Origin of the sequence: Zobellia roscoffensis, from assembly GCF_015330165.1 — a bacterium.
Taxonomy (GTDB): domain Bacteria; phylum Bacteroidota; class Bacteroidia; order Flavobacteriales; family Flavobacteriaceae; genus Zobellia; species Zobellia roscoffensis.
On the sequence record NZ_JADDXT010000002.1, the window covers coordinates 3965459 to 3982465 of the forward strand.

At 35.6% G+C, this 17007-nt stretch carries 16 protein-coding genes; 6 read left to right on the forward strand and 10 right to left on the reverse strand.

Annotated features, from left to right (window positions below; translation table 11 throughout):
- Positions 1 to 5: 5 nt before the first annotated feature.
- From IWC72_RS15960 to nfsB, 3 genes are read right to left on the reverse strand one after another with little or no spacing between them, the layout of a single operon-like run.
- Positions 6 to 857 carry a hypothetical protein gene (locus IWC72_RS15960; RefSeq protein WP_194530435.1) on the reverse strand — a complete coding sequence of 284 codons (852 nt, stop codon included), beginning with the start codon at positions 855 to 857 and terminating at the stop codon, positions 6 to 8.
- A gap of 2 nt (positions 858 to 859) precedes the next feature.
- Positions 860 to 1780 carry an alpha/beta fold hydrolase gene (locus IWC72_RS15965; RefSeq protein ID WP_194530436.1) on the reverse strand — a complete coding sequence of 307 codons (921 nt, stop codon included), beginning with the start codon at positions 1778 to 1780 and terminating at the stop codon, positions 860 to 862.
- A gap of 23 nt (positions 1781 to 1803) precedes the next feature.
- Positions 1804 to 2457, reverse strand: a complete 654-nt coding sequence (nfsB, locus tag IWC72_RS15970; RefSeq protein WP_194530437.1) for an oxygen-insensitive NAD(P)H nitroreductase — start codon at positions 2455 to 2457, stop codon at positions 1804 to 1806.
- Positions 2458 to 2682: 225 nt separating this feature from the next.
- Between nfsB and IWC72_RS15975 the strand changes: the two genes are divergently transcribed.
- Complete coding sequence (locus IWC72_RS15975) at positions 2683 to 3066, forward strand: winged helix-turn-helix transcriptional regulator (RefSeq protein ID WP_194527174.1); 384 nt, start codon at positions 2683 to 2685, stop codon at positions 3064 to 3066.
- A gap of 64 nt (positions 3067 to 3130) precedes the next feature.
- Here IWC72_RS15975 and IWC72_RS15980 read toward each other — a convergent pair whose 3' ends face one another.
- From IWC72_RS15980 to IWC72_RS15995, 4 genes are all read right to left on the reverse strand, one after another.
- A complete protein-coding gene (locus tag IWC72_RS15980) occupies positions 3131 to 3982 on the reverse strand; it encodes a nuclear transport factor 2 family protein (RefSeq protein ID WP_194530438.1) in 852 nt (283 codons plus the stop codon).
- A gap of 271 nt (positions 3983 to 4253) precedes the next feature.
- Positions 4254 to 5099: an SDR family oxidoreductase gene (locus tag IWC72_RS15985; RefSeq protein ID WP_194530439.1), complete on the reverse strand. Its 846-nt coding sequence runs from the start codon at positions 5097 to 5099 to the stop codon at positions 4254 to 4256.
- Between the two features lie 112 nt (positions 5100 to 5211).
- Positions 5212 to 6084 (reverse strand): AraC family transcriptional regulator, encoded by an 873-nt coding sequence (locus tag IWC72_RS15990; RefSeq protein WP_194530440.1) that lies wholly within the window; start codon positions 6082 to 6084, stop codon positions 5212 to 5214.
- 124 nt (positions 6085 to 6208) lie between these two features.
- Complete coding sequence (locus tag IWC72_RS15995; RefSeq protein WP_194530441.1) at positions 6209 to 7408, reverse strand: winged helix-turn-helix domain-containing protein; 1200 nt, start codon at positions 7406 to 7408, stop codon at positions 6209 to 6211.
- Positions 7409 to 7635: 227 nt separating this feature from the next.
- Here IWC72_RS15995 and IWC72_RS16000 point away from each other — a divergent pair, with 227 nt between their 5' ends.
- Complete coding sequence (locus tag IWC72_RS16000; RefSeq protein WP_194527178.1) at positions 7636 to 8919, forward strand: serine hydrolase domain-containing protein; 1284 nt, start codon at positions 7636 to 7638, stop codon at positions 8917 to 8919.
- Between the two features lie 26 nt (positions 8920 to 8945).
- Here IWC72_RS16000 and IWC72_RS16005 read toward each other — a convergent pair whose 3' ends face one another.
- Entirely contained in the window at positions 8946 to 9752 is an 807-nt protein-coding gene (locus IWC72_RS16005; RefSeq protein WP_194530442.1) for an META domain-containing protein, read from the reverse strand.
- A 249-nt stretch (positions 9753 to 10001) separates the two neighbouring features.
- Here IWC72_RS16005 and IWC72_RS16010 point away from each other — a divergent pair, with 249 nt between their 5' ends.
- The 3 genes from IWC72_RS16010 (at position 10002) to IWC72_RS16020 (ending at position 12709) form a co-directional block, all read left to right on the forward strand.
- Entirely contained in the window at positions 10002 to 11159 is a 1158-nt protein-coding gene (locus IWC72_RS16010) for a hypothetical protein (protein ID WP_194530443.1), read from the forward strand.
- 355 nt (positions 11160 to 11514) lie between these two features.
- Positions 11515 to 12078, forward strand: coding sequence for a CPBP family glutamic-type intramembrane protease (locus IWC72_RS20475; RefSeq protein WP_226979726.1), 564 nt, complete (start codon positions 11515 to 11517; stop codon positions 12076 to 12078).
- 226 nt (positions 12079 to 12304) lie between these two features.
- Positions 12305 to 12709, forward strand: a complete 405-nt coding sequence (locus IWC72_RS16020) for a hypothetical protein (RefSeq protein WP_194530445.1) — start codon at positions 12305 to 12307, stop codon at positions 12707 to 12709.
- A gap of 203 nt (positions 12710 to 12912) precedes the next feature.
- Here the strand turns inward: IWC72_RS16020 and IWC72_RS16025 are convergent, their stop codons facing one another.
- A complete protein-coding gene (locus IWC72_RS16025) occupies positions 12913 to 15474 on the reverse strand; it encodes a cyclic nucleotide-binding domain-containing protein (RefSeq protein ID WP_194530446.1) in 2562 nt (853 codons plus the stop codon).
- A 286-nt stretch (positions 15475 to 15760) separates the two neighbouring features.
- Here IWC72_RS16025 and IWC72_RS16030 point away from each other — a divergent pair, with 286 nt between their 5' ends.
- The gene (locus IWC72_RS16030; RefSeq protein ID WP_194530447.1) at positions 15761 to 16579 is read left to right on the forward strand and encodes a hypothetical protein; all 819 of its coding nucleotides are present in this window, start codon (positions 15761 to 15763) and stop codon (positions 16577 to 16579) included.
- A 22-nt stretch (positions 16580 to 16601) separates the two neighbouring features.
- Here IWC72_RS16030 and IWC72_RS16035 read toward each other — a convergent pair whose 3' ends face one another.
- Positions 16602 to 16982, reverse strand: a complete 381-nt coding sequence (locus tag IWC72_RS16035) for a Fur family transcriptional regulator (RefSeq protein ID WP_194530448.1) — start codon at positions 16980 to 16982, stop codon at positions 16602 to 16604.
- Between the last annotated feature and the right edge of the window lie 25 nt (positions 16983 to 17007).

A 17007-nucleotide genomic window follows, 5' to 3' on the forward strand; every position in this document is an offset into this window, starting at 1 on the left:
ATCTTTTATTTTAATGGAGTAAGTGGTACTTTTTGAATGATTGTAGCCTCTTTTATTTTTGCAAATCTGTCATTTGGATTATCCTGTACAATCCAATGGTGTGAAGTAGTTGCGGTTAATTTTTGGTCCTCTTTTGTTGTACCTTTCCAAACAAAATCTACGTTAACTTCATATTCGTTTTCTGAAATTACTTTTACAGTAAAGTTCTCTGGAAAATGACTGCTTTCTTTTAATTGTTTTGGTGTGCCATTTAACCATTTTTCAAGATGATCTATGTCAACAATCGGTTCATTGTCTGTTGAAAAATGAAGCTTGAAATTATCAACCAATAATTCTCTAAACGGAGTCACATTTCCATCTAGACTTTCCATATTAGCCAACCAGAAATACATTAACGACTTTGTCCTGTTAGTTGGGTAAGCATCTTCAAAATCCTCATCAGTTACTCCTACAGGTACGATCTCTACTCTCGTAAATTTTGGTAATGAACCAATCACTTTTTCTAACCTAATATCATTGTAATGCAGTGCATAACTTTGCTTTTCTCCATTAGGCTTAATATTTTGATAATGTAAATCGGCTTCCAAACCAATAGTATTATCATCCAATAATGATACTGCAATAGAATTAATATGATGTGCATTTTGCCAACCATCATAAACATTCAATCTTTCTGGATACCCTTTAGTTCCTTTGAATTCTCCAGTTGAATTGATCATCATAACATTTTCGTCCAACATTTGTAGCTGGTTATTAATTCGCTGATCGTTCATTGGACGTTCATATAATTGATACCATCGGTATAATTGAACTTTTGCTAAATGCTGGTCTCTTGTTGAAAGTGTTCCTTTTTTCATGTCTATTGTATGAAGTTTTTAATATTGTTTGCGACTTCTTCCGGCACTTCTAATTGAGGTGAATGTGAAGCGTTTTCAATAACGACTAACTTCGCATTTGGGATATGGTCTCTGTAGTACTCTGCCACATTAAAGTTTACCACTTCATCGTGTCTACCTTGCAAGACTAACGTAGGTGCTTTTATAGATTGCACATCATCTTTAAGATTGAAATATTTTCCGTTTTTAATTGCAGGAATTAACGAGCCATCAACAAAATCTTTACTGTTGTTAACCGTTTCAATCATATAATCTGCTATTGGACCTGGTAGTTCCGGCACTTTATAAAAGACGCGTGAAAGCACAGCATCCAATTCTTCTTTGTTTTTAATTTCTTTACCAAAACCACCATACACAACGTGGTCATCTATTTTAATACCCGCAGCATCTAGTAAAATGAGGTTATTAAGTTCATTTGGATATTTAATGGCATATGCTGCAGCGGTATGTCCGCCCATTGAGTTACCAACAAGGTTAAATTGATTTACGTCCAATTCCTCTAAAAAAGATTTTAAAAATGTTGCTTGACCATCTATGGAATAATCAAGTCCTTCTTTTCTTTCATTTTCACCGTGACCAGCTAAATCGGGTAGAATTAAATGATAATCTTCTGATAAAAATTTAGCCGTTTGTAAAAAACTACTTTTATCATCTCCCATACCGTGAACAAGAACAAAGTCTGGCTTATCATCTTCCCCTTCACTTTCATAGAAATGAACAGTGTAGCCATTTATTTCAATCGTTTTTTTCTCAAGACCGGCAGCGCGAGCATAACTTGCATTGGTTTGGTCTACAAGAACCTTTGGAAAGAAGAAGTATATGACCGCTACAGCAATCACTAATATTCCAATAATTCCTCCAATTATTTTTAAAAGCTTCTTCATAGTTTCTAGAGTTTTAAATTTGATTATAACTGTGTGATAACTGTTTCTTCAGGAAATCTAGATTTCGGTAATTTTGCATTAAAGTCACTGTCTTTTCTATAACCTAAAGACACAACTGCAAGAGCGGTGAAGCCTTTTTCGCGTAAGCTAAATTCTTCATCTAATGCTTTTACGTCTACCCCTTCCATTGGGCAAGCATCAATACCTAAGGCAGCTGCACCCAATAAAAGTGCACCCATATTTAAATACACTTGCTTTTCCATCCAGTGCGGTAAATCTTTAAGGTCGTAGCGGTGAATATTTGCAAATAGCATACGACCACCGTGCATTTGATTTTTAAACTCCTGTGCTGCAAAGCGTCCATCTTGGTCTTCTTGCTCCAAAATGCTATTCATATAATCATCGTCTGCATCTGTGCGAGCTGCGATAACAATTACGTGAGAAGCATCTAAGACTTTTGGTGTATTGAATTTGAAAAATCCTTGTGTCCCTTTTGCAATTCGCTCTTTACCTTCTTGAGTATCCGCTATTAAAAAATGCCAAGGTTGTAGGTTTACACTAGAAGGACTTAAACGTAATACATCTTTTATTTGTTGAAAATCTGCATCGGATATTTTCTTAGTTGCATCAAATTCTTTTGCTGAGTAGCGGTTGTTTAATATTTCTGTTAGATTCATTTTTACTATTTCTTAACTTGTTGATTTATAATACTATCAAAATTATAGTGCAAATGTATATGTAGAGTTGGTACGTGTCAATAACGGTCAAGAAGTATAGTATATAAAATTATTTGCAATAAACTGAATATCAATTATTTAACCACAAAATATTTTACTATAAAAAGTATAGTTGCATACTTTATTGAAGCTTATTATCTTTGTCATATATTTAATATTTAAGAAATGGACAGAAAAGAACTGTTTGAAAAAAAGCCAAAGATTAAAATCAATAATAAAATATCATTCTGCCCAACGAGCGCAGCAATGGAATTGATAGGTGGAAAATGGAAGAGTGTTATACTAACCCATTTAATAGGCGATAAAAAACGCTACAACGAATTGAGAAAGGAAATTCCTGGTATAACGGAGCGTACTTTAAGTTTACAGTTAAAACAATTAGAAGCAGATGGTATGGTAAACAGAAAAGTGTTTACTAAAAAACCACCTTTAAAAGTAGAATATACCCTTACGGAGTTTGGACAAACATTGGTTCCAATTCTAAACCTAATTGTTGATTGGGGATTACAGGCTGCAGAAACTAAGGGAGAGTTTTTGTTTGAAGAGTAAAATCGCTTTTAAATTTTAAATATAAAGGCAGCCCGTTAGCTGCCTTCATTTATTACTAGTTTATTTAGAATTTTCCGTTTTCATTTTTCCAATCTGCTTTAGGTGGTATGTTTTGCAGTACATCCCAATGTTCTGCTATTTTTCCGTTTTCTATTCTAAACAGATCATAAAACGCATTGTAATCTTCTCCTAAATGACCTTCACTAACGGTTAGCACAAAATTACCTTGGCCAATAACCATATGAACTTTATCATAAGTCATATAAATGCCTTGTGCTGCCATTGCTTCTAGAGCCGCACCTAAACCAGAAACTTGATCTGGTATATTTGGGTTATGCTGAATATAGTTATCACCGTCAAAATAAGTAGTCAATTTACTCATGTCTCCATTTACCAAAATATCAGTAACAAAGGAGGTAACTATTTCCTTATTTTCTTCAGTTTTACCTAAATCTGTAATTTCTACGGTACCATCTATCATGGTGTGTCCACTTGGGTTGGCTTCTTCGGGTGTTACTTGTAGGTTATCCCAATGTTCTACAATTAATCCATCTTCAAATCTAAAAATATCAAAACCTATTTTTAGTCCAAAAAAATTGTAATCCGTATGAGTAAAGATAAAATCACCATCTGTAAAGGCGCGTACTGTATTTACTTTTGCCGAATTTGCGGGCAAAGCCTGTAACGTTGCTCCAAAACCAGCTAATCCATCTGCAACATCTAAATTGTGTTGAATGTATTTATTAGCATTAATATAAGCCGCAGGTTCTTGATTTCCGGTTTCAATAGATTTAAGCAATGCCACAACTTTTTCCTGATTGGAAATTTCTTTGGTTGAAGCATCATCATCTTGACCGTTACATGATGTTAGGCTCAAAGCCGAAATTACTACTGTAAATAAAAATGTATTTCTCATTGTTTTTTCTTTGTTAATTAATGAAGCAAAAGTAAATGGAACACATAGGTCAGTACCTATTAAAAAAGGTCAAAACACTGTAAAAAAGGGAAAATATAAAAACGAAGGTTAAACATTTGTATTTTGGTCTGTTTTAATGGATAACCAAAATGATTAAATAATTTAATACAAACGTTCTACGAACGTGAATCGTTGATTTCGATCTGAACAAAAAAAGGTTGTCTTTTGTTTGAAACAAAAAACAACCTTCTGTACCTATAAATAGATTTATTTAACCTAAAGCTTCAACTATAGTTTTTGATAATGGGGTAGTGGGTCTACCCAATAATTTTGATAGTTGATGATTATCATCAAACAAATCTCCTTTTTCTGTAGATATGTGAGAACTTGCTAAAAACCCAGCAATTGGAGAAGGAACTCCAGCATCTTCTAACGCATGGGCATAATCTTTTTCAGGAAGATTCACATAAGAAATATCTTTTCCAGTTTGTTTTGAAATCTCTTTAGCGTAGTCGCTCATAGTAAAAGATTCATCACCTGCCAACTCGTAAATTTTGCCCTCTTGATTTATAGAAGTCAATACAATTGCAGCAGCTTCTGCAAAATCTTCACGTGAAGCGGATGAAATTTTACCGTCACCAGAGCTACCATAGACAGCACCCATTTTTATGGCATCTTGTATGGAACCCGTATAGTTTTCAGTATACCATCCGTTTCTTAATAACGTAAAAGGAATGCCGGATTCGGCTAAAACTTTCTCTGTGCCTAAATGTTCAGGCACCAATACCAAAGTAGAACTTTCAATTTTTAAAAGACTGGTATAGACAATTGATTTTACGCCCGCTTTTTTAGCGGCACCAATAATGTTGGTATGCTGTTTTATACGTTGTCCTAATTCACTTCCCGATATTAAAAGTAATTTATCAATACCTGTCAGGGACTGTACCATTTGTTCGCTATTCCCATAATCGAACGCACGTACTTCTACCCCTAAATCATTTGCTTTTTCAGGGGTTCTTGCTAAAGCTACAATGTTAGCTTTTGCTGTTCTCCCTTTTAGTTTGTTGATTACGAGCCTTCCTAATTGTCCGGTGGCTCCGGTTATTGCAATTTTCATATGCTATATTTTTTAAAAAAAATTAATTAAATTATATAACACAAAAGTATTGCGGATACCTAAGTCAAAGACTATAGAAAAATGAAGTTATACTGTAAAAAAGGGAAAGTTTCTAGATGTGCCTTTGTCTAAAAGCTTCAGGAGTAACTTCTGTATGTTTTTTAAAATATTTATACATATTAGTAGGTTCATCAAAGCCAGAGGTGTATGCTATTTCTGTGATGGACAAGGAAGTGTTGATCAATAAACGCTTAATCTGTGTAACTAGAATCTCATCTATGATTGTTTTGGCAGATTTTCCAATGATAGTTTGGCAAACATTGTTTAGCGTTTTGGGTGTACAACCCATGAGTTGGGCATAATCCAGTGTTTTTTTGGTCTCAAAACAACGTTTTTCTATCAATTGCTGAAACTGTATAAAGTCGCCTACATATTTGTGTTGGGAAAAGTGTGTGCCTTGCTTTAGCTTAATGCGAAACAATTTATACACCAAAATATGAAGTGCATTTCTAATAATACCACCTGAGAACTCATCATAATTCTTGGTATATTCTAACTCTATATATTTTACGACCGAGTAAATACCATCAAAGTCTTCGTCATTGATTGTTAGTTTTGGAGAGGTTAAAAATTGATTAAAAAGCTCATGCGAACGAACCACTTCTTTTTGACTTAACAGACTTGCGAGAAAATCTTCGGTAAAAAGTAAAAGAAAACCTTTTGTATCTGGATTCTTATAAAACTTATGAATTTGGTCTTTTCGTATCGTAAAAAGAGTGCTTTTGGTATACGGGTAATCGGTAAAATCAATGCTGTGTTTTGAACTACCTTCCGTAATAAATAAAATTTGGTAAAACTCTACCTTGTGAGACAGGGTAATGTCTTGCTCAATATCACGCCTAAAAAGCTCTTCTAAGTCTATAAGTTCAAAGCCGGATTCTGGTCTTGTTTCGTTATTGAATTTTATGTTTTGAACTTCAATCACCTTTCAGCTTGTTTTCAGCATTAAATAGGCGCAAAAATATGTTTTTCCACCTATTTTTACAGGTTTTGCCTATTAAGATACAAAGAAAGTTATAGGTAGAAACGTTTTTAATTTCACCGAACCATTAATTTAGAAATCGATGCTCAAATTCAAATTTGAAAGATGATGGGATTGTACGGTGTAATTGAATACTGTTACAAACATTGAACTCCATAAACGATTGTAATTCCTTGCCTAGAGCATCTGCAAAGGCTTCGGTTTTTCTTAAACTCGGTTCTAGGGTTAGTTGGTGAATGTGCAATACCTTTTCTTTTCTATCGGCCTTGCTATCCATTCGGGCTACTAATTTACCGTCCCATAAAATAGGTAAGGTAAAATAGCCATGTTTTCTTTTGTGTTGGGGTACATAGCACTCCAGGGTATAATCAAAATTAAAGAGGTCCGTCATTCTTTTTCTTTGAATGAGGAGATTATCAAAAGGAGATAAAATTTTAAGTTTCTTTCTGGCCAAAGGTTGGTTTAGGAGTTCTAGTGCTTCGGGAAGTACGTAATATGCAGTGTTTGAAACGTTTACCAGTTCTATTTCGCCAGTATTCAGCATGGTATCCAAAGCGTTCGTAACCAATGGTTTTACGTTTTTTAGCAAATAGGTTATTTCTGGGAGTGTTCCTAGTCCGTTTGTTTGTAAATATTTCTTAACCATAAACCGGCCATATTCATCTTCCGTAGGCATGACTGTATTGATATCACTAGGCAAAACCCGTTCGGTAAGGTCGTATACCTTATGAAAATTGATACGTTTGGTAATCATTAAATCGCCCTGCATAAACAGATTTTCTAACGCTTGTTTTGTCGGTGCCGTTTTCCATTCTCCATGTTTCTTCCCCTTTTTATCAAAGTCCTTTGCCATTAAAGGGCCTTCGTGTTTTATACGTTCAACAACTGCTTTCATGAGCTTCTCATCCCTTTTAAACCAATGTTTTTGTTTTCCGGAAGCAATGGCAGTTTTACGAGGAAGACTAAAGCGATATTCAGTCATAGGTAAAAAGGCGGCGGCATGAGACCAATATTCAAACACTTTTTTATCCGCAACTAAGGCTGACAGATGGTCGGCCTTATAGTTAGGATTGCGGTTGTACAGGGTGTGATGGTGTGCCCGCTCAATTACCGAAATAGTATCTATCTGAATATACCCCAAGTGTTCTATTGCGGAGAGTGTGGCATTTTGGGCAGAACCTATCCTTTTTGTAGAGGGTAAGCGCTGCGATAGCAATACCAGTTTTTGGGCTTCTTTAAGTGAAAGGCTTTGTTCTTTTAAACTCATGTATCTAATTCAGGGAAAATTTAGTGCGAAGATAAATGTACGCTCATCTTTATGGAATTTTTTGATGGATTTATGCAATACCCGTTAAAAATAGTCGGGTTTATTAGATAATGTTAAAAACTACTTAAAAAGTGACTGAAAAACATAAGAAAAAGTGTATTTCAACCGTTATTTAAGCAATTCAGCTTATTTTCGTTTATCTCAAACAACCAAAGTCCCTTTCACCAATGCAGAAATATAAAATTTTAATTGCTTCTGCGCTCATTGTTTTCACGCTATCAGCGCTTACGTCCCGGGTATTTCGTTCAGAATCAGAAACTAAAGTCCAAAAAGCAGAAACCGCAGTTACTACTGCGGATAAAGCACCAAGGAACACAAAAGACAGTCATCTTTATGAATCCCGTCAAAAGGATTTACAAATTGCGCTGAACGCTTATTTTAAGAAAGCAATCGCCAATGGAGATGTTGTTGGGGCAGGGGTAAGCATTGTAAAAGGAGATTCTATTATGATTTCTGAAGGTTTTGGAAGAAAAAATAGTGTTGAGAGTAGTACTGTAAATGGCGAAACTGTTTTTAGGTTAGGTTCATTATCTAAAGGTTTTGCTGGTATGTTAGCAGCAAATATTAAGGACGAAGGAAAAATAAACTGGACGGACCGGGTAAGTGATTATCTTCCGGAGTTTGAATTGGGCGATGGTTCCAATACCAAAAACGTAACCCTGGCCAATATTCTTTCGCATACTTCCGGGACACCGTACCACAGTTATACTAACTTGGTAGAAGCAGGCCTTCCTTTAAACGATATTGCCAAACGTTTTAAAGAGGTGATGCCCATTAGTAAGCCGGGAATTATGTATAGCTATCAAAATGCGATGTTCGCGCTTTGCGGCGAAATGATGAAAAAAGCTACCGGAAAAAAGATTAATACCCTTTTGGACGATCGTTTTTTTAAGCCGTTGGAAATGTGTACCACCACTACAAATTTTGAGACTTTAACCCACGAGTTGAATATTGCCATGCCTCACGTTAGAATTAGAAACGGTTGGAGAGCAGCACATATAAGAGACAATTATTACAATGCCATTGCAGCAGGTGGCATCAGTTCTAATGCCCATGATATGGGCCGTTGGATGCGTTTTCTACTAGGGCACAACCCAGAAATAATGAAGAGTTCCGCCATTGGCGAGGCGTTTAATCCTTTTATTGAGATTTCCGGTCATAGTAAGTACTATCAGCGATGGCCAGGTCATACAAGATCTTATTATGGTTTTGGTTGGAGAATACACAAGTTCACCGAAGGAGATGCGACTTATGAAAAAACCATTTGGCATCACGGCGGAAGTGTGAACAATTACAGAAACGAGATTGCTGTGTATCCGGAAGCAGATTTAGGTATTTGCGTATTACTGAACAACAATTCACCTATAGCCAAAACGGTAATTCCCGATTTGTACGAAATAGTAAAAAAGGTTTACAAAGAAGAAGAGGCTACCACTAGAAAAATGCTTTAAAAATATATTTTCATACCAAGGCTTTACTACTTACAGCTACCCAATGTTAAGGGCATGGCAGATGTATACGATATTTTATTTGGGTCTTTAAACTTGGTTCCCGTTTCGTTAACAGAGCCATAACCTTCCACCAAACTAGTGCCTTTTACTTGGAAAGCTACTTCACGAACACTTTCGGTTCCCTCGGAGGAAAACGTATATTTTCCAATTAATTTATCTCCATTCAAAGTACCCAGAAAACTACCTTTATTAGCATCCTTTTCATATAAATTATAACTCAACATTCCCTTTATTTTGTTCGCTTTTACAGAAGTGATATCAAATTCAATACTGCTTTTGCTATCATCAGATGCATAGCAACCCGTATTTAATAAGGAGGTGTCTTCCGGTGTTTTAACTGCAGTACTATTGTCCTTTACCTTAAAACGCATCATAGGAACGTCATCCATAAAAAGATTCAATTTCCCGTTCTCATCTATCGTATAGCCCGTTATTTTCTTCATGGTATTTACAAAGAACGATTCCCCTTGGCCACAGAACATCAGTGTAGTAGGTCCAGGTTCACCAAAAGAAAGTTTGTTCCCATTAATGCTAAATGGGGCGGAGTAGCCATTACAACTGTTGGTACCCTGAGCACGACCCGTTTCTTCTACAAATGTAATCTGCGGCTTACGGTCTGGGTACAGCCCCTGAAAAGCAATACGGGGCCCGGAAAGGTATTCCAGCTCCCAAAGAGTGCCGTAGAGTTTATTGTCTACCGTTTTTTTAGTGGATGAACAGGAGGTAAGAACAATGGTAAAGACTACTATAAATAGGGCATTGGGTGTTTTCATGGAATTGCTAGTTAGGGTTTGTGAGGTGAAAAATAACCTATTTCAAAGAAAGTTAACCAACAATACGATCAAAGACTTTGTTAATTTTCCGATATTATTTTTAAAGTGTTATTGTTGAAGGTTTTGTTAAAAACCTTACAGATTTCTGTAAGGTAGATTTTGTTAATAGGTGTATCTTACAGGTCATATAAAAGAGATATAAAGCAACTTGTTGCGTTATATGATTGTTGGCATGCATTATGACAAAATATGGAACATGAAAAATACTTTCAATATTTCGACAGAGCCGTATTAAATTACTATCGAGCAAATTCCCATGCTTATCATTTAATTGAAGATGATATGGGTGGAGAAATTCGCATTTCAGATAATTGGGAGGAAAATTTAAGTGAAGAACATCCATATATTGAATTCAAATTTGCATTTAGAAAATTAGAAAATAATTTCGTTTGTATTGCAGCATTCATGCCTTCTTTTAAAGATAAAATTTCTGAGAAAGACCACGCAAAATGGATTGCTTTTTATATTAAAAACCCATCGTTTCATAAAGTAAACAAAGGATTTGAGAGATGGACAAAACGATATTTGGATGGTTCTTGGGATGTAATGGATGGTCCAAAAATTGGAATTCAACGAGAATTAAAACTTATTAATTCAATTACCGAAACTAAACTGAACCACAAATTATTTAAGCAAGATGAATATAGGTTAGTAAACTATCCAGCTGCTGAAAATAGTGAAGAATACACGAAATCAATATTAGAACTTTATAGACTGGTTATCGATGGAATGGAAAAGAACTGCCTAATTAAAATTGCAAAAGAACAAAACATTACTCTGAAAGATGAGGGAAAACGTTTAAACAGTTTTAAAGAAATAATTCCTAGTAATCTACAATCCAAAATATATACGCCATTCCACAAAATAAATAGAAAGAGAATGCCCATTCATGGTATCCCTTCCAAAGGCATAACTCCTTATGCTGCATTTGAAACATTTAATTCTGATTTAGAAGATATATTTAGTGCTTTAAAAGAATTAAAAAATCTATTTGAAATAGTTTTTGATTTGGATTCAGAATCATGCTTACAAAGACTAGAGTCTTTGTCAATATTTCCAAAATTTGACAAACCACCAAGGCCTGAATTTAAGTTAGAGGAAGCTTTAAAAATGAAAGGAAAAACAATTGAAAGCATTGAATTTGGAGAAACTAAATTCCATAAAGATGTACATGCGGGAGAAGGTATAAATATATATTTTACTGATGGTACCGCTGTTAGTTTACAAATTGGTTCAAATGCATACAATATTGCGTCCAAGTACAACGAGATAAATCCGCCAGATATTCATACCGATATTATGTTGTTTTGGGCGGAAAAATTACGCAAGAAGAACGAAAAAAAATAACGCATGCCAACACAGATGCTAAACGTAATGGCGACTTCAGGGCAGAACCGAAAGCTCTGAGTACATTTATTGTGTCGCTAAATCTTATGGATTTAGCTTTGGACAATAAAAAATAAAACTAAACAATACGCTTTAACCTTGATGAAAGAAAACACCTTGTATGGAAAAAAAATCTGTAAGAAAAGACTATTTCAATTTTTTACGAAACCCTAGATATGAGAAAAATATTGAAGTAACCCTATCTCGCAAATTAATTATTTTATTTAAGGTCTTTCTATTGTCTTACGTAGGAATATTTATTGTTACAATCCCGGAAACAATTCTGGTACACTTTGAAGTGTTTAAACCAGTTGAGATGAAATCAATTAAGATTTATGATTCCATAGTTCAGCAAAGCAGTTATAAACCATATTTTCTCTTACTATCTGTTATCATTTATCCAATCTTAGAGGAGATTTCATTTAGACTACCATTAACTAATTTTAATGTAAGAAATTTTAAAATTTCGTTTTCGGTATTTAGCGGACTGCTAATTTCTTTTTTACTTGTTGATAGTCTATGGTGGCCTTCTACGAATTTTGCATTTTTTTTAATCGGAATCTTCTACATTTTAGTTTTAAGTTGTATTGTTTTCATTTTATTGAACTACAAACGTGACGCATTTGTTAATTTAAAAAAAAGATGGAATCAGAGACCAAATATTATATTTTATTCAAGTGCAACTTTATTTGCATTCATGCATATCTTCAACTTAGACTTAGATATTTATGACGTAATTTTTTTACCTCTAATTTTGCTGCCCTTTTTTATATTTGGTATTAGTTTCGGCTATGTTCGAATTCGATTGGGATTAACATATTCTATTTTATTGCATATGATAATTAATGGGTTAGTGCTTGGTCTAAGAGAGCTGGGATAGCACTATGAGTTAACTAAACCTAAACCCAATTCGGACTTTAGGGCTAAACAGAAAGGTCTGCGTATATTTATTGTGTCGCTAAATCTTATGGATTTAGCTCTGGACAAGAAGAAATAAAACTAAACAATAAGCTTTAGCTTCGTGCTAAGACAGGAACGAAAGGTTTCCTTGCCAGCCTTCTTGCCATAGTCTCATTGACGTAAAACATTTGTCAAACGAAATCTGAATGGAAATTTTCAATCAAACAGACATAAAAAAATACTATCAAATATTCGGATATGCAAACCTTATTTTCAGTATTCTTCTTGTCATTTTTATAACTGACATTGATTTTAAAGAACGGATTTTTGCTCTTATATCAATTAATGTTGGATTTCATATGCTCTATTGGTTTTTTTCAAGTCTTTCAAAGGACTCAACTCGAATGAACAATAGTTTTAATAAAATTATGGGAACAGGAATGTTAAAGATTTTTGCTGTTTTTGGAATAATATGCTCATTCACAATAGTTTACTTTTTCATTACAAAAGCCATTTCTGAAAAAGAATATGTTGGACTGTTTGGAATATGTATTCCCTTTGGACTTTTTCTCGGAGCATATAAATTATGGACTGATTTAAATAATGAATAAAACACGTTTTAGAACATTGGTAACCGTTGCACAACCCCATAATCATTAAAATAACGACTCAGATAACCGCTTTTTAGGGCGGGATTTTTTTTAAGCACCAGAACAAACCATTGTTCTCGCAGGACATAGAAACCCACTTTGCAGCTTGTGAAGTCCGGTTTTTACAAAAATGGACAAGACGGCCTTGCCTTCAATACACAACCTCACTTCTCAACCTCCAACAGCGCTACTGACTCCAGCGCATTTTTAATAACGCTGCTCCAAATGGTATAGCCTTCTTTATTTAAGTGCAAGCCGTCCGAGAGATAGAGTTCCGGTATGGGCCGGTTGTCACTACTGATCATATGGCTAAATACATTTATAAACTGCGCGTTTAACTCGGAAATCACATATTTAGACAACAGCAAATTGGTCTCTATAATCAACGGAATCATCTGTTCCCGTTCCACGCTGGGCTTTAAACTTATAAAGGCCAGTGCTACATCTGGATATTTGTCTTTGACCATGCCCACCAATTCGTGGCAATCTGCCAGTACTTCTTGGGGTGTTCTACCTTGGCTCAAGTCGTTCTCACCTGCATAAAGCACAATTTTAGAAGGATTTACCTCGGCAAAAATTTCATCAAAATAATGAATGCACCAGGCAAATGTAGAGCCTCCAAAACCAAGGTTCACAGTATGAAAGGGCTGTAAATCTTTCTGCATGTGTACCCATAAACGTACCGAAGAACTTCCATAAATGGCAATCAGGTTTTCTTGGGTCTTCAGTTTTGAAACCCTTCTTTTAAGCCTTTTAATTTCATTGGCCCACATGGCAGGTGGTTCTTCATTAAGTACCTTGCCACCAGGAGATAGGAATAATTCTTCCGCTCTTTCTCTCGCCTTTTGAACATCAATTGTATACTCCGCTTGGTATTGTTGTACAAACGCACGCAAATCGTCCTTGCTTTTTGATGCCACCTTTTCGCTTAATAAAAACGGCTGTCCGATCTTACAGTAAAACAAGGACCTACCGATTCGGTCATCAAAATTCACAAGAACTATGGGTACTATTAGCGGTTCTTTTTCTTGTTCGGCGGCCAATTTAAAAGCACCCATTTTAAAAGGACCGGGAGATTCTTCGGTTCGGTAAGACGTGCCTTCTGGACTAATAATTATATTGTAATTATTGTTCAGGTGTTTGGAGGCTTCTTCATAAAAGATGTTTCGGGCCTGTTTTACATTTTCGGATGACGTGAGCTCCGAGTCTTTGGTATATACATTTATATGGCCTAAATTGTTGTAATAGTTTTGATGACCATATTCCTGACCGCGGCCAATGCGAACGGTTCTAATACCCGGTTCCCCATATTTTTCGAACAATACTTTAGCACTCAAAAAGTGGGAATCCAAGGTAATTTGAAAACTGTTGTTTAAGGTGTAGTGGGCATCATTAATTAAATGATTGTAGGTAAAAATATGACCTGCCGTTTCTGGTAGGTTTTCCCATCCTTCAATTACATACGGTACATTTTCAAAGACCTTATTGGTCAATCTGGCACATATTTTCCGATTCAAATCTAGGTCCGTTGTATCCCTTGCCGCTACGTTTGAATAGATTTCCTGCAATCCGTTTATAAAATTGCTCTCTTTCTGGTCTTCAGTCAGCAACTCCAAACTCAAAGAGGCAATATGTCTTTCCAAAGCAGTGCCATTTTCTATCAAAGAGTTCAAAGTACCATAAGCCAGAGCTTTGGTGTTATTGCATTTTAACAAATGGGGCACTTGGTGCAAAGAAGAAGAAACCGATAAGCGGGATTCATTATTTTTAATCAGCTGAAAAACGGCCTGAAGATTATGCTTCCCAAGCAAGCCCACATATCTTATGAATGCTGCGTTCAGCTGGTTGCCCATCAGCCATATTAAACGCTGAAAAAACTGACCTTCGAACTGATCATCTTTTTTGAACAGCTTCATGAGGTCATGGTCATGAATAAAATAGGCCGAAGTTCGGGTACGCGTAATGGCAGAACAGCTATCTTTTTGCTTCAGAAGACAAGACCAACCGAATACAAAACCTGAGTTTTTGATGGAACGCTGTTTAATTTCTATTGAATTTTCAATACGTTTTATGGATACTTCGCCATCGATCAGAATAAATAAGCCATTACTATAACCATCTTGGACATATAGTACTTCGTCCGGCTCGTATTCCCTGCGCTCGGCCAAGGTGGCCATAGCGGATAGGTGTTTCTCCTCAAAATAATCCAGAAATGGCGAACGCCTCATTAAGGAAATGACGGCTTCTTTTTCCGCTACGGGCGATATTTGAAACTTACGGTCTTCCACAAAAGGCTGAAAACGCACCGGATTTAACAGTTCCGATTGCTTTAATAAAGCTGTATGCAACAGGTGATATAATTTTGAACCTATGTTTTTAAGAAGGATATTTTTATGACCTTCCTGCAAATAGGTTTCTATCTGTTCAAAAGGAATTTCAAAAAAGACCGCTTTTTCAGAAGCCACCAATACCTTGTACACATAGCGTTTTGGAAGCGTGAACCCATTTAATCCCAATGTGGAAAATGGTTCGGATGTTTGACAGACCAATATTTCTTTATCAGGGTTTTCCATAGAAAGATAATAGGCAATACTACCTTCTAAAAGCCACCTAAACGTGGTTACTTTCTTATGGATGAAACATATGGTATGATCCTTTTCATACGTTTCTATTTTTCCGTTTGGAAACTTTTCCTGCAATTGCGAAATACTGATTTGATCTTTCAAATAGTGCTGATTTTAAGTCTGTTCTACATACTAACTTATTAAAGTATTGCTATGAAAAGAAGTTTTGATTTTATTTAAATTGAATTATCATTTACCCTTATCTATTTTGTAAACATCCATAAAATTTGATATTGATTTTCTTCAATTATGAAATGCGTTGATTGGATAATGCCATTGTTTTATCTATAGATTCAAGCCGGAGTTTTTATTTAACAATATTTTACCTACTACGCTCATTCTCAGTTCTAAAATGTTTTATAATTTTCCTCTAGATAAAACTAGAAGGGTGGTTTTCAAAACTTTTTTCGGCATTGGTTGCTTTTTCTGTCTGTTCTTAGGACTAAACTCTGCTTTTGGACAAAATGGTGCAAAATTATTAAAAGGAAAGGTGCAAAACGTTGACAATGACGTTAGGGACGTGTTGGTCATGAACCTAAATTCAAAGGAAACCACAATTACAGATTCCTTAGGTCTATTTTCTATTGAGGTTAAAGTAGGGGATGTACTCAGACTTACTGCCGTTCAATACCTAACTAAGGACGTTAGCATTACCGAGCCCATCTTAAATTTGGATGTAATTACCATAGATCTTATAGAGAATGTTATTAATTTAAAGGATGTTACGGTTACCCCGTATAACCTGACAGGGGAAATAGACCGTGACTTAGACCGGTTAGGACTTGAACCTGTAGTTACTTCAGGTTCATTAGCACTGCCCAACGCAGATTTGGATGTTATGAGCCAAAGTGAGCGATTGCTTTTGGAGGCTGATAGGGGTAAATACGTCAATTTTTATGTTATTGCTTTAACAATAAACACTCATAAAATAATGAACCAATTATCCGGTAGAACCAAATCCTTTGAGGATATGGTCCTTCGTGATGAAATTATGGACGTGGAAAGAGAGGTCATTACTAAATTCTCAAAGAAAACCCTAGCCGAAAGTTTTGATATCCCCGAAGCAAATGTTGATGGATTTCTAACCTATTGTATGTCGCAAAACGATTTCACTTCATTATCGGAAACAGCAAATACAACGGAAATCTGGAAATATTTAGAAAAGCGAAGTGTTGAGTTTAAATCAAGTGAAATGGTAAAGGAGTAGGGGGCAGGGTCATTATACCAAACTACACCAGGCAAGCCTCACATTGCCCTTGCAGCAATATTTGGGAAGCTTCCACTTTACGATTGGGAATACTGGGAATACGAACATTTACGGTTAGGCAATCCACTTTTCCACAGCTAAGGCATTGAAAATGAGGGTGTACATCATGGTGTTCGGAAGCCGAGCAACCAGAACACTTAGCGTACCATTTAATTCCTGTTTTTCCAAGAAAAGAATGTAAAATACCATCTTCCTCCAGCCTATCCAAAACCCTATACACAGTGGTTTTATTAAAGCGAGAACTCAGTTGGTCCACCAAGCTCACCACCGAAATAGCACCTGAGTTCATTTTGAATTCTTCCAATATAGCATCAACCGATTTTGTCCTTCTAACAATTCCCATAGTACAAATATAACGCAACATAGTT

Excerpts from the sequence above, each read along its gene's own strand:
- IWC72_RS15960 (WP_194530435.1), bottom strand. The coding sequence starts at position 857 with ATGAAAAAAGGAACACTTTCAACAAGAGACCAGCATTTAGCAAAAGTT.
- IWC72_RS15965 (WP_194530436.1), bottom strand. The coding sequence starts at position 1,780 with ATGAAGAAGCTTTTAAAAATAATTGGAGGAATTATTGGAATATTAGTG.
- nfsB (WP_194530437.1), bottom strand. The coding sequence starts at position 2,457 with ATGAATCTAACAGAAATATTAAACAACCGCTACTCAGCAAAAGAATTT.
- IWC72_RS15975 (WP_194527174.1), top strand. The coding sequence starts at position 2,683 with ATGGACAGAAAAGAACTGTTTGAAAAAAAGCCAAAGATTAAAATCAAT.
- IWC72_RS15980 (WP_194530438.1), bottom strand. The coding sequence starts at position 3,982 with ATGAGAAATACATTTTTATTTACAGTAGTAATTTCGGCTTTGAGCCTA.
- IWC72_RS15985 (WP_194530439.1), bottom strand. The coding sequence starts at position 5,099 with ATGAAAATTGCAATAACCGGAGCCACCGGACAATTAGGAAGGCTCGTA.
- IWC72_RS15995 (WP_194530441.1), bottom strand. The coding sequence starts at position 7,408 with ATGAGTTTAAAAGAACAAAGCCTTTCACTTAAAGAAGCCCAAAAACTG.
- IWC72_RS16000 (WP_194527178.1), top strand. The coding sequence starts at position 7,636 with ATGCAGAAATATAAAATTTTAATTGCTTCTGCGCTCATTGTTTTCACG.
- IWC72_RS16005 (WP_194530442.1), bottom strand. The coding sequence starts at position 9,752 with ATGAAAACACCCAATGCCCTATTTATAGTAGTCTTTACCATTGTTCTT.
- IWC72_RS16010 (WP_194530443.1), top strand. The coding sequence starts at position 10,002 with ATGGAACATGAAAAATACTTTCAATATTTCGACAGAGCCGTATTAAAT.
- IWC72_RS20475 (WP_226979726.1), top strand. The coding sequence starts at position 11,515 with ATGAAATCAATTAAGATTTATGATTCCATAGTTCAGCAAAGCAGTTAT.
- IWC72_RS16020 (WP_194530445.1), top strand. The coding sequence starts at position 12,305 with ATGGAAATTTTCAATCAAACAGACATAAAAAAATACTATCAAATATTC.
- IWC72_RS16035 (WP_194530448.1), bottom strand. The coding sequence starts at position 16,982 with ATGGGAATTGTTAGAAGGACAAAATCGGTTGATGCTATATTGGAAGAA.